The sequence below is a fragment of the Rhodoferax sp. OV413 genome, assembly GCF_900104385.1.
Lineage (GTDB): Bacteria > Pseudomonadota > Gammaproteobacteria > Burkholderiales > Burkholderiaceae_C > Rhodoferax_B.
This window is the reverse complement of the sequence record NZ_FNJA01000007.1, coordinates 39,524-51,896: the sequence shown is the minus strand read 5'-3', so window position 1 is coordinate 51,896 and position 12,373 is coordinate 39,524. Positions and strand designations below refer to the sequence as shown.

At 64.4% G+C, this 12,373-nt stretch carries 7 protein-coding genes; 3 read left to right on the top strand and 4 right to left on the bottom strand.

Annotated elements, in window-relative coordinates; genetic code table 11:
• Nucleotides 1-3 precede the first annotated feature (3 nt).
• Complete coding sequence (locus BLT66_RS20870) at nucleotides 4-1,527, bottom strand: DNA-3-methyladenine glycosylase 2 family protein (protein WP_092760808.1); 1,524 nt, start codon at nucleotides 1,525-1,527, stop codon at nucleotides 4-6.
• 134 nt (nucleotides 1,528-1,661) lie between these two features.
• On the opposite strand from BLT66_RS20870, the gene BLT66_RS20865 reads away from it, so the two are divergent.
• Nucleotides 1,662-2,540 (top strand): Kdo hydroxylase family protein, encoded by an 879-nt coding sequence (locus BLT66_RS20865; RefSeq protein ID WP_092760806.1) that lies wholly within the window; start codon nucleotides 1,662-1,664, stop codon nucleotides 2,538-2,540.
• A gap of 2 nt (nucleotides 2,541-2,542) precedes the next feature.
• Here the strand turns inward: BLT66_RS20865 and glgX are convergent, their stop codons facing one another.
• From glgX to BLT66_RS20850, 3 genes are all read right to left on the bottom strand, one after another.
• The gene (glgX, locus tag BLT66_RS20860) at nucleotides 2,543-4,708 is read right to left on the bottom strand and encodes a glycogen debranching protein GlgX (protein WP_092760804.1); all 2,166 of its coding nucleotides are present in this window, start codon (nucleotides 4,706-4,708) and stop codon (nucleotides 2,543-2,545) included.
• Nucleotides 4,696-6,870 (bottom strand): 1,4-alpha-glucan branching protein GlgB, encoded by a 2,175-nt coding sequence (glgB, locus tag BLT66_RS20855; RefSeq protein WP_092760802.1) that lies wholly within the window; start codon nucleotides 6,868-6,870, stop codon nucleotides 4,696-4,698. Before glgB ends, glgX begins: the two co-directional genes overlap by 13 nt.
• 73 nt (nucleotides 6,871-6,943) lie before the next feature.
• A complete protein-coding gene (locus tag BLT66_RS20850; protein WP_092761313.1) occupies nucleotides 6,944-9,382 on the bottom strand; it encodes a glycogen/starch/alpha-glucan phosphorylase in 2,439 nt (812 codons plus the stop codon).
• 217 nt (nucleotides 9,383-9,599) lie between these two features.
• Between BLT66_RS20850 and glgC the strand changes: the two genes are divergently transcribed.
• Both glgC and glgA read left to right on the top strand, forming a co-directional pair.
• Nucleotides 9,600-10,871: a glucose-1-phosphate adenylyltransferase gene (glgC, locus tag BLT66_RS20845; RefSeq protein ID WP_092760800.1), complete on the top strand. Its 1,272-nt coding sequence runs from the start codon at nucleotides 9,600-9,602 to the stop codon at nucleotides 10,869-10,871.
• Nucleotides 10,868-12,331: a glycogen synthase GlgA gene (gene glgA, locus BLT66_RS20840; RefSeq protein WP_092760798.1), complete on the top strand. Its 1,464-nt coding sequence runs from the start codon at nucleotides 10,868-10,870 to the stop codon at nucleotides 12,329-12,331. The genes glgC and glgA overlap by 4 nt, the downstream gene beginning before the upstream one ends.
• Nucleotides 12,332-12,373 lie beyond the last annotated feature (42 nt).

Here is a 12,373-nt window from a genome sequence, read left to right as displayed (position 1 = left end):
AGGTTAAGCGGTGGTAGCTATCTTTTTAATAGTAACCGGGGCGGGCAGCTCAGCCCAGGCGCGTAGCACAGCGTAGCTGCGCCAGGGCTTCCAGGCCTGCGAGGCGGCTTCGGCGGCCCGACTTGGGTATTTTTCGTCCTGCACGCCCAACGCCTTGTGCAGGGCCACATCGCCAGCCGGAAACGCATCCGGCCAGCGCAGTGCCCGCATGGCAATGTACTGCGCGGTCCAGTCGCCTATGCCGGGCAGGGCTTTCAGCGCCTCCACCGTGGCATGCACCTGGGCGCCACCGTGCAGCTGCAGCTGGCCGTCGGCGACCGCCCGGGCCAGGGCCAGGATCGCGGCCTGGCGCTGCCGCACGATGCCCAACTGGCCGAGCGCGTCGCCCGGCAGCTGGGCCAGCACCGCCGGTGTGGGGAAGAGCCGGCTGAGTTCCGGGATCGGTGTGTCTATGGCCTCACCAAAGCCATCCACCAGGCGCTGCGCCAGAGTCCGGGCCGCGGCGACGGTGATCTGCTGGCCCAGCACGGCGCGCACCGCCAGCTCGAAGCCGTCCAGTGCCCCCGGCACCCGCAGGCCGTCGCCGTCGGGGAAGCGGCTGTGCAGCACGCGGTTGATGGCTTTCGGGTCGGCGTCCAGGTCGAGCAGGGCGCGCACCCGGTGGATCACCAGGGGCAGCACGCCATGCAGCGAGTCGCTGACGTGCAGCAGCACATGGTGGCGTTCGGGCACGAATTCGGCCGTCAGCCAGCCGCGGTGCAGTGTGCCCGCAGATTCCAAGCAAAAAGTGCGTGCGACGCAGGTATTACCAGCGCTACCAGCTACGGATTCGATAGCATTGATCTGGCGCTTCTGCAGGAACGCCAGCATGGCCGGCACGTCGTACGGCGGGCGGTAGCCGAGGCGGATGGCCATGCCGCCGCGGCTGGCGGCTGCCGGCTTGCTGCGCCGCAGCTGCGAAGGGTTCAGCCCGTAGTGTTCGGCAAACACTGCGTTGAAGCGCCGCACACTGGCAAAGCCGCTGACCAGCGCGATCTGGGCGATCGGCAGCTGGGTGTCGGCCAGCAGCTGCTTGGCCGTCAGCAGGCGCCGGGTCTGCAGGTATTGCAGCGGCGACACGCCGAACTGGGCCTCGAAAATCCGGCGCAGATGCCGGTCGCTGATGCCCAGCCGCGTGGCCAGGGCCTGGGCGGTAGCCGATTCGGTGCTCCAGGCGGCGGGCTCGTCCAGCAGCCGTGCCGCCTGGTGGGCCAGGATGCTGGTCGCGTCCTGGAACGACCAGACCAGCGAATGCGGCGCCAGCTCGGGCCGGCAGCGCAAACAGGGGCGGAAGCCCGCATGTTCGGCCTGGGCCGCGTGGCCGAAGAAGCGGCAGTTTTCGCGCTTCGGGGTTTTGACGCCACAGACTGGCCGGCAGTAGATGCCGGTGGAGGTCACGCCGGTGAAAAAGCAGCCGTCAAAGCGCGCATCGCGGGCCTGCATGGCCCGGTAGCAGGCGTCGTCGTTTTGCAGGTTTTCGGTGTTCATGCATTCGATGGTACGCGCGCCGGGGCGGGTAACTAGCCGTTTTCGGACCTGTGGATGGAGGGCCTGGTTCGCAGCTTTGCCTGGGCTTCACAGGGCGGGAGTAATGCGCCGCAAGACTCTGGGACAATCCAGCCATGTACCAAGCTATCGTGGAATTGCCCGGCGCCGAATGGGCCGGGCGCCAATCTGAAGATTCATCGATCCAGGCGCTGGAGCGCGGCGGTGTGTTGTACTTTCCGAGCATGGGCTTCGAATTGTCGGCACCCGAGCAGCGGTTGCTGCGCGCCGATCTGCGCGACCCCAAGGCCCGCAACATCAGCCAACCGGCCCGCGGTGTGGTCAAAGGCGCTACCGGCACGCCGGAAGAGCTGGAGCTGCTCAACGGCATGATGCGGCGCTACCGTCACCAGGCCCTGCAGCTGGTGAACGACATGTTTCCCCGCTACAGCGCGCACCTGCGGATCGAGCCCACCAGTTACCGGCCGACCGAAGTCGCATCGCGCGTGCAGTCCTGGCGCGCCGACGACCGGCGCTTGCATGTGGATGCGTTTCCGTCGCGGCCGAACCGGGGCGAGCGGATTCTGCGGGTGTTCAGCAACCTGAATCCGCAGCAGCCGCGGATGTGGCGTGTCGGCGAGTCGTTCGAGGCGATGGCCGAGCAGTTCCTGCCCTTGATTCCGGCTTTCCGTCCCTGGGAAGCGCGCTTGCTGCGCAGCCTGCGCATCACTAAATCACTGCGCAGCGAGTACGACCACATGATGCTGCAGCTGCACGACCACATGAAGCGCGACCTCCACTACCAGCGCGAGGCGCCGCGCACCGTGGCCGCGTTTGCGCCGAGCAGTACCTGGGTGTGTTTCTCGGACCAGACCTTGCATGCCGTGGACAGCGGCCAGTTCATGCTGGAGCAGACCTTCTTCCTGCCGGCGCAGCACCAATACCGGCCGGATCAAAGCCCGTTGGGCATCTTGACGCGCATGGCTGGACGGCCACTGCAAGGCGCCCGGCTGTAGCTTTACAGTTGCAGCCCGGCCCCGGCCGCCGCCAGTAGCACCAGGCTATTGGCGGGCAGCGGAAACACCACTTCGCCCTGGCCCTGCCAACTGCTCAGCCCCCGTGGGTGGCTGGTGTCCAGCACGCATTGCCAGACACCGGCGGGCAGCAGAAAGTCGTCTACGGTGCTGCCGGCGTTGACCAGCAGCAGCAGCGGTGCCTTGGCCCGGCCGGGTTTGCCGATCAGGCAGCCGAGGGCGCGGTAATGCGGGTCGTGCCAGGAGTTGCCTTCCAGCGGCACGCCGCTGCCGCGCAGCCAGGCCAGGTCGTGCAGGCCTAGGGCGTCGGCCACGCCGCTGTACCAGTGGTTGGCGAAGGGCAGGGCCTGGCGGCGCAGCGCGATCACGCGGGTGGTGAAGGCGATCAGGTCTTCATCGGCGGCCGCCCAGTCGATCCAGGTGGTCGGGTTGTCCTGGCAATAGGGGTTGTTGTTGCCACCTTGGGTATGGCCTAATTCGTCTCCAGCGCAGACCAGTGGTGTGCCTTGTGCTAGCAAAGTGGTAGCAAGCAGGGCGCGTTGCAAACGCCCGCGCAGCGCGTTGACCGCCGGGTCGTCGCTAGGGCCTTCGACGCCGCAGTTGAAGTTCAGGCTGTGGCCGTGGCCGTCGCGATTCTCTTCACCGTTGGCTTCGTTGTGGCGCTGGTTGTAGCTGACCAGGTCGCGCAGGGTGAAGCCGTCGTGCGACACCACGTAGTTGACCGATTCGGCCGGGGAGCGCTGGCGCGGCTGGTAGATGTCGGACGAACCGCACAAGCGCAGGGCCAGGTCGGCGCGGGTGTTTTCCAGCTGCACCGCGTCGGGGGCGGCGGCGGTCTGTACCCAGAAGCCGCGCATGCTGTCGCGGAAATGGTCGTTCCATTCGAGCCAGCCGCGCGGGAAGCCGCCGGTCTGGTAGCCGCCCGGGCCCAGATCCCAGGGCTCGGCAATCATCTTCACACGCGACAGCACCGGGTCTTGCGCCACGGCGGTGAAGAACGCGCTGTTGCGGTCAAAGCCGTGGTCGGTGCGGCCCAGCACCGGCGCCAGGTCGAAGCGGAAGCCGTCGACATGCATCTCGCCGACCCAGTAGCGCAGGCTGTCCATCACCATTTGCAGCACGCGCGGCTGGCGGATGTCCAGCGTGTTGCCGCAGCCGGAGTAGTTGTCGTAGTAGGCGGGCGCGTCGGGCGGCAGGCGGTAGTAGCTGGCGTTGTCCAGCCCGCGGAAGCTGATGGTCGGGCCGTCTTCGCCGGATTCGGCCGTGTGGTTGTAGACCACGTCCAGCAACACCTCCAGCCCGGCGGCGTGCAGGGTTTTGACCATGGTGCGGAATTCATCGCGCGGCGACAGGCTATCTGCGCCGCTGGCCATGCGCGGGTCGACGCTGAAGAAGCCCAGGGTGTTGTAGCCCCAGTAGTTGCCCAGGCCCATGCCGACCAGCCGCTCTTCGCTGAGCGCGTAGTGCACCGGCAGCAGGCTGACCGCGGTAATGCCCAGGCGCCGCAGATGGGCCACCGACGCTGGGTGCGCCAGCCCCGCATAGCTGCCGCGCAGCGCGGGTGGCACGTTTTCATTCAGCTTGGAGAAGCCTTTGACATGGCACTCGTAGATCACCGAGTCGGCCAGCGGCACCTGCGGTGGCTGGTCGCCACGCCAGTCGAAATTATCAAAAACGACGCGGGCTTTCAATGCCAGCGCGGCGTTGTCGCGGGTGTCCATATGGCGCGGGTGCAGCCGGTCGCCGGCAAAGTGCTCGTCGCGCCAGCTGAATTGGCCCACGATGTCGCGCGCATACGGGTCGAGCAGCAGCTTGGATGCATCAAAACGGTGCCCCCGGTCGGGCCGCCAAGCGCCGTGCGCACGCAGGCCGTAGACCAGGCCGGGCTGGGCGCCGGGCAGGTAGCCGTGCCATACGTCGCTGGTGTGGGCCGGCAGGCGGAAACGGGTGATTTCATGCTGGCCGCTGGGATCGAACACGCAGACCTCCATGGCCTGGGCATGGGCGGAAAACACGGCGAAGTTCACGCCTTTGCCGTCAAAGCTGCTGCCCAATGGCCAGGGTTGGCCAGGCTGTACGCTGGGTACGGCCGGCAGGGCGGAGCGCTCTGTGGGGAGCTTGGGGTGGGACGGCGTTTTCAGGCTTTCCATTCGAGGAAGACAGTGGCCAGTGGCGGTAGGTTAAGGACGACCGAATGGGCCTGGCCGTGCCAGGCTGTGTCGTCTGCGGTAGCCGTTGCAAGTGGCGTGCCCACATTGCTGCCGCCGTAGTGGGCCGAGTCGGTGTTCAGGCGTTCGTGGTAGGTGCCAGGCTGGGGTACGCCGAGCCGGTAGCCGTTCCAGACGTTCGGGGTGAAGTTGCATACCGCCACTATAAAGGAGCGTTTATCCAGGCCGCGGCGCACAAAGCTGAGCACGGAGTGCTCGGTATCGTTGTGCTCCAGCCACTCGAATCCGGTGGGTACAAAGTCCAGCTGGTACAGCGCCGGTGTGGCGCGGTACAAGGTGTTCAGGTCGCGTACCAGGCGCTGTATGCCGGCATGGGGCGCGTGGTCCAGCAGATGCCAGTCCAGGCTTTGGTCGTGGTTCCACTCGCGGTCCTGGGCAAATTCGCAGCCCATGAACAGCAGCTTCTTGCCCGGGTGCGCATACATGTAGCCCAGGAAGGCGCGCAGGTTGGCGAACTGCTGCCAGCGGTCGCCCGGCATCTTGTTCAGCAGCGAGCCCTTGCCGTGCACCACTTCGTCGTGCGAAATCGGCAGCACAAAGTTTTCGGTAAACGCATAGACCAGGCTGAAGCTGATCTCGCCCTGGTGGTGCTTGCGGTAGATGGGGTCGCGCTCCATATAGGCCAGGGTGTCGTGCATCCAGCCCATATTCCATTTGTAGTGAAAGCCCAGGCCACCCGCGTAGGTGGGCCTCGAAACCGAGGGGAAGGCGGTGGATTCTTCGGCCAGGGTGATGGCCTGCGAGCGCTCGGTGCCGACCACCTCGTTCATGCGCTTGAGGAAGGCGATGGTTTCCAGGTTTTCGCGCCCGCCGTGCACATTGGGAATCCATTCGCCGGCCTTGCGGCTGTAGTCGCGGTACAGCATAGAGGCTACGGCGTCTACACGCAGGCCGTCCACCCCAAAGCGCTCCAGCCAGTACAGGCTGTTGCCGACCAGGAAGTTGCTGACCTCGGTGCGGCCCAGGTTGTAGATCAGCGTGTTCCAGTCGTTGTGGAAGCCTTCGCGCGGGTCGGCGTATTCGTACAGATGCGTGCCGTCGAAGTTGCCCAGGCCGTGCGCATCGGTGGGGAAGTGGGCGGGCACCCAGTCCAGTATCAAACCCACGCCTTTGGCATGGCAGCGGGCCACGAAACGCGCAAAACCTGCCGGGTCACCGAAACGGGCCGTAGGTGCGTACATGCCTACTGGCTGGTAGCCCCAGGAGCCATCGAACGGGTGTTCGCTGATGGGCAGCAGTTCCAGGTGGGTGAAGCCCATCTCGACGGCGTAGGCCACCAGGCTGTCGCCGAGTTCGTCCCAGTCCAGCCACTGGTTGCCCTCTTTGCGCCGCCATGAGCCCAGATGGACTTCGTAAATGCTGATCGGCGCGTCCAGGGCGTTGGCGTGCTTGCGATCGGGCGATGGCGGTACAAAGGGCGGCAGCTGGGCCACCACGCTGGCGGTGGCCGGGCGCAGCTCGGCCTGTAAGGCATAGGGGTCGGCGCGGGCCGGCAGCACCTCGCCGCTTTGGCTGCGGATCTCGTATTTGTATTTGGCGCCGGCTTGCACGCCGGGCAGGAACAGCTCCCACACGCCGCACTCGCGTCGGCAGCGCATGGGGTGGCAGCGGCCGTCCCAGAAGTTGAAGTCGCCGACCACGCTGACCCGGCTGGCATTCGGCGCCCACACGGCAAAGCTGGTGCCGGCCACGCCGTCCATCACGCTGGGCCGTGCACCCAGCACCTCGTACGGGCGCAGATGCGTGCCTTCGCCCAGCAGCCAGACATCCATTTCCGCCAGTACCAGCGGGAACCGGTACGGGTCTTCGATGCTGGCGCTATGGCCATCGGCCCATTCGACCTGCAGGCGGTAGGCAGTGCCGGGCAACAGCGCGACCTCGCCCTCAAAAAAGCCGGCTTCGTCTCGCAACGCCAGTGGGCCCAGCAGCACCCCCTTGGCCGATGCCACCGCCACGCTGCGTGCGCCTGGCAGAAAGCAGCGCACCGAGGTGTGGCCCGCGGCTGCGGCATGGGGGCCCAGCACCGCAAACGGGTCTCCGTGGCGTGCGCCACAAATCATTTCAACATCGTGGGCGTGCAGCATAGGAACCGATCTTGGAGTGGGTTTAATCAGAAATGGACGGCGCTATGCGGTGTTGTCTGTCACCGCGTTTGCTTTATAGCGCGTCCGGGGCAATGTGCCAGATCTGTTGCGCGTATTCACGGATGGTGCGGTCCGACGAAAACACGCCCATGCCCGCCACATTGGTGATGGCCTTGGCGCACCAGGCCGCCGGCTGGCGGTACAGGTCGTCCACCTGCGCCTGGGTGGCCACATAGGATGCGTAGTCGGCCAGCAGCAGGTAGTGGTCGCCGCCCCATAGCAGGGTGTCGACCAGGGCGCGGTAGCGGCCGGGCTCATCCGGCGAGAACTGGCCGCCGGCGATGGCGTCCAGCACCGCTTTCAGGGCGGGCGTGTTCTCGTAGTAGCGCATGGACTGGTAGCCGCTTTGCTTCAAGGCCTGCACCTCGGGGGTTTTCAGGCCGAAGATGAAGATGTTGTCGTCGCCCACGTTCTGGCGGATTTCGATGTTCGCGCCATCGTCGGTGCCTATGGTCAGCGCGCCGTTCAGGGCCAGCTTCATATTGCCGGTGCCCGAGGCTTCGGTGCCGGCGGTAGAAATCTGCTCGGACAGATCGGCACCGGGCATGATGGTTTCGGCCACCGACACGCCATAGTTGGGCATGAACACCAGCTTGAGCTTGTCGCCGATACGTGGGTCGTTGTTGATCACCGTGCCCACATCGTGGACCAGCCGGATGATGGACTTGGCGGTGACGTAGGACGACGCGGCCTTGCCGGCAAAGATCACGGTGCGCGGCACCCAGTCGGCGTTGGGGTTCGCCAGGATCGCCTGGTAGCGGGTCACTACATGCAGAACATTCAGCAGCTGGCGCTTGTATTCATGGATGCGCTTGACCTGCACGTCGAACAGGCTGTCGGGGATGACGCGGATGCCTGTACTTTTTTCGATGGCCTCGGCCAGGCGGACCTTGTTGGCGCGTTTGACCGCCATGAACGACTTCTGGAAGGCGGGATCGTCTTTCTTGGCCTTGAGCTTTTGCAGCTGGTCCAGGTCCAGGCGCCAGCTGCTGCCCAACGTGCTGTCCAGCAGGCTTGAAAGACCAGGGTTGGCCTGCGCCAGCCAGCGGCGCGGGGTTACGCCATTGGTCATATTGGTGAATCGGTCCGGCCAGATGCTGGCGAAGTCCGCAAAAATGGTTTGCACCAGCAACTCGGAATGCAGTGCCGACACGCCGTTCACCTTGTGGCTGCCCACGATGGACAGGTGGGCCATGCGCACGCGGCGCTCGCCCTGCTCGTCGATCAAGGACAGGCGGGCCAGAAAGGCGTTGTCGCCAGGGCGGTGGGCGGCCGCCAGGTCCAGAAACTCCTTGTTGATGCGGAAAATGATTTCCAGGTGGCGCGGCAGCACATGCTGCATCAGGCCTACGGGCCAGGTTTCCAGCGCCTCGGGCATCAAGGTGTGGTTGGTGTACGAGAAGGTGTTGCAGCAGATGTTCCAGGCTTTGTCCCAGGGCATGGCGTGTTCGTCGCACAGCACGCGCATCAGCTCGGCCACGCCAATGGCTGGGTGGGTGTCGTTAAGGTGGATGGCCACGTGCTCGGCCAGGTTGTCCAGCGAAGGGTGTTCGCGCAGGTGGCGGGCCACCAGGTCTTGCACCGATGCGGACACAAAGAAGTATTCCTGCTTCAGGCGCAGTTCGCGCCCGGCAGGGGTGCTGTCGTTGGGGTAGAGCACCCAGGAGATGTTCTCGTACTCGTTCTTCATGCTCGCGGCACGCGCATAGTCACCGGTGTTGAAAGCATTCAAGTCGATGTGGGCCGGGGCGACCGCTTTCCACAGGCGCAAGGTGCTGACCTTTTCGGTGCCGTGGCCCGGTACCACCATGTCATAGGCCTTGGCGGCTACTTCGCCGGCGTGGCGCCAGATTGGGCTGCCATTCACATGTTCGACCCAGCCGCCAAAATGCACCGGGTAGCTGATGTCGGCGCGCGGGAACTCCCAGGGCGTGCCGTTTTCCAGCCAGGGGTCGGGGTATTCCATCTGCGCACCGTTCTGGATGTCCTGCGCAAACATGCCATATTCGTAGCGGATGCCGTAGCCAAAGGAGGGCAGGCCCACGGTGGCCATCGAATCCAGAAAGCAGGCGGCCAGACGACCCAGGCCGCCATTGCCCAGTGCGGCATCGGGCTCGCGGTCGGCCACGTTTTCCAGCGTTTGGGCGAATTGCGTGAGGCCCTCGGCGGCCGTGCCCCGCAGTTCCAGTGCGCCCAGCGCATTCGACAGGGTGCGGCCCATCAAGAATTCCATGGACAGGTAGACCACCCGGCGGGCCTTGGCTGCGGCTTCACGGGTCTGGGTCTCTACCCAGCGCTGCGACAGTTGCTGGCGCCCCACATGGGACACGGCCAGCATCAAATCATTGGGGGTGGCATCGGCGGGGTTGACGCCGACGGTGTTGAGTAAATGCTGCGTGATTGCAACCTGGATGTTGGTGGACGTGTCGGCAGAAGAAGGGGTAAGACGCAGGGGCACAGGAGCTTCCTTTGGTAAATGTAGGCACAAGCCAGAAGCCGCGAACGGCGGGCTTTTTGCGGAGTCTAAGCGCTTTGAGGTCGGAAAATAAGCATGTTTAGAGAATTTTCGCACGCTGAACCGGGTTGGTGGCCGTTTTTTGGATCCTCGGATTAAGATGCTGGCGTTAGTCGAAAGTTGGTCAACAATTACCTATTCTCTGGAGACAAAAATGCAGCAGATTAACTTGGCCCATGGACTGGACCTGCCAAAACGGGCAATTGCCTTGGTACTGGCCGGCGGCCGCGGCAGCCGCTTGATGAATCTCACCGACCGACGTGCCAAGCCAGCGGTGTATTTCGGTGGCAAGTTCCGGATTGTTGATTTCGCGCTGTCTAACTGCCTGAATTCCGGCATTCGGCGCATCGGCGTGATCACCCAGTACAAATCACACAGTTTGTTGCGCCATTTACAACGCGGCTGGGCATTTTTGAAGAACGAGATGAACGAGTTTGTCGACCTGCTGCCGGCCCAGCAGCGCAATGACAATGAAAACTGGTACCGCGGCACAGCCGATGCGGTCTACCAAAACCAGGACATTCTGGAGAGCTACGGCGCTGACTACATCGTGGTACTTGCTGGCGACCACATCTACAAAATGAACTACGCGCTGATGCTGGCCGACCACGTGGCCAAGGGGCGTGAATGCACGGTAGGCTGCATCGCCGTGCCGCGCAAGGAGGCGTCCGCCTTCGGAGTCATGGCGGTAGACGGCGACAGCCTGATCACCGACTTCCTGGAAAAGCCCGCAGATCCACCAGCGATGCCGGGCAACGCCGATATGTCGCTGGCCAGCATGGGCATCTACATCTTCAACGCGGCATTCCTGTATGCCGAGCTGGAACGCGACATGGCAGACCCCGAGTCCAGCCACGACTTTGGCAAGGACATCATTCCGCGCGCGGTGCGCAACGGCAATGCGGTCGCCCATCCTTTTGCCCTGAGCTGCGTTCCCAATGTGGAAGGCGAAGAGCCTTATTGGCGCGATGTGGGAACGATTGACGCGTATTGGGACGCGAACATTGACCTCACCGCGACCGAACCCAAGCTGAACCTGTACGACACGCAATGGCCGATCTGGACCTACCAGGCCCAGTTGCCGCCCGCCAAGTTTGTGCACAACCAGGACGACAGGCGCGGCATGGCGATCGAATCCATGGTGTCGGGCGGCTGCATCGTGTCGGGCAGCGTGCACCGTTCGGTGTTGTTTTCCAGCGTGCGGGTGCATTCGCATTCGCAGGTGAACTGGTCGGTGCTGTTGCCCGACGTACAGATCGGACGCGGCGCGCGCATCAACCGCGCGGTGATCGACCGCGGCTGCGTGATCCCCGACGGGATGGTGATTGGCGAAGATGCAGTGGCCGATGCCGAGCGTTTCCACCGCAGCGAGAACGGCATCACTCTGGTCACGACCCCTATGTTGAAGAAGTTGGCCGCCGGATGAAAGTACTGCAGGTAGGTGCCGAGGTTTTTCCTCTGGTCAAAACAGGTGGCTTGGCGGATGTGCTGGGGGCTCTGCCCCAGGCCTTGGTAGCGGCCGGTGCCGATGTGCGCCTGCTGTTGCCAGGTTTCCCGGCGATTCTGGCCGGCCTAAAGAAACCTAGCGTGGTGTATGAAATCGGCGCGGCGTTTGGCGCGGCGCGGGTGCGCCTGCTTTGCGGCACCATTGCGGCCAGTGGTGTCACGGCCTATGTGGTCGATGCGCCTTACTACTACCAGCGCGCCGGCAACCCCTACCTGGGGCCGGATGGAACGGAGTGGCCTGACAACGCCCAGCGTTTTGCATTGCTGGGCTGGGTTGCGGCCCAGGTGGCTGCAGGCGGGCTGGACCCAGCCTGGACACCCGACGTGCTGCACACCCATGACTGGCATGCGGGCATGGCCTGCGCCTATGTGGCGGCCAATCCGGGCGCCAAGGTGGCCACGGTGTACACCGTACACAACCTGGCATACCAGGGCTTGTTCGATGCCAAGGACTTCCATCTGCTGGGCCTGCCGGTGCGCTTCATGGATCCGACCCGGCTGGAATACCACGGCCGGTTTTCGTTCATGAAGGCCGGCTTGACCAACGCCCAGCGCGTCACCACGGTCAGCCCCAGCTATGCGGCAGAGATTGCCACCGCGGAGTTCGGCTGCGGGCTTGACGGCGTGGTGCGTTCGCGTGGCGCCGATGTGTCCGGCATCCTGAATGGTGTGGACGATGCGGTGTGGAACCCCGGCACCGACAAAGACATCGCCAGCCCGTACTCGGCCAAGGCCATGGCTGGCAAGGCCGCGTCGAAAGCCGCTTTGCAGAAAGCCTTGGGCTTGCGCGTGGATGCTTCGCTACCCTTGTTCACCGTGGTGAGCCGATTGACCCAGCAAAAAGGCCTGGACCTGGTGCTGGCCGCGATCCCCGAACTGCTGGCTGCTGAAGCCCAGCTGGCAGTGCAGGGCAGTGGCGATGCCGAATTGGAAAAAGCCTTTACCCAGGCCATGGCTGCGCACCCCGGCGCGGTGGCGGTGCGGCTGGGCTATGACGAGGCTTTTGCCCACCAGATGATTGCCGGGGCCGACGCCATGCTGGTGCCGTCCCGCTTTGAACCCTGCGGTTTGACCCAACTGTATGCCTTGCGCTACGGCACCGTGCCCGTGGTGCGCCGGGTTGGTGGCCTGATCGATACCGTGGTGGATGCCGACGACGCGGCCGTGCAAGCCGATAGTGCAACCGGCTTTATGTTCGGCCCTGCCACCCGTGAAGCCCTGGCGTTGGCGGTGCACCGCACCGTCCACGCCTATGCCCAGCCAGCAGTATGGGCGCAGCTGCAGCAGCGCGGCATGGCGCAAAACTTCTCCTGGGCGGCTGCGGCCACGCAGTATTTGGACTTGTACGAAAGCTTGTGCGGGGCTGCCGTCGCTTCATAGGGGGCCGTTGGTCCTTCATGGTCCTTCAAAAAGACCCCAAAA

Excerpts from the sequence above, each read along its gene's own strand:
- BLT66_RS20870 (WP_092760808.1), bottom strand. The coding sequence starts at position 1,527 with ATGAACACCGAAAACCTGCAAAACGACGACGCCTGCTACCGGGCCATG.
- BLT66_RS20865 (WP_092760806.1), top strand. The coding sequence starts at position 1,662 with ATGTACCAAGCTATCGTGGAATTGCCCGGCGCCGAATGGGCCGGGCGC.
- glgX (WP_092760804.1), bottom strand. The coding sequence starts at position 4,708 with ATGGAAAGCCTGAAAACGCCGTCCCACCCCAAGCTCCCCACAGAGCGC.
- glgB (WP_092760802.1), bottom strand. The coding sequence starts at position 6,870 with ATGCTGCACGCCCACGATGTTGAAATGATTTGTGGCGCACGCCACGGA.
- glgC (WP_092760800.1), top strand. The coding sequence starts at position 9,600 with ATGCAGCAGATTAACTTGGCCCATGGACTGGACCTGCCAAAACGGGCA.
- glgA (WP_092760798.1), top strand. The coding sequence starts at position 10,868 with ATGAAAGTACTGCAGGTAGGTGCCGAGGTTTTTCCTCTGGTCAAAACA.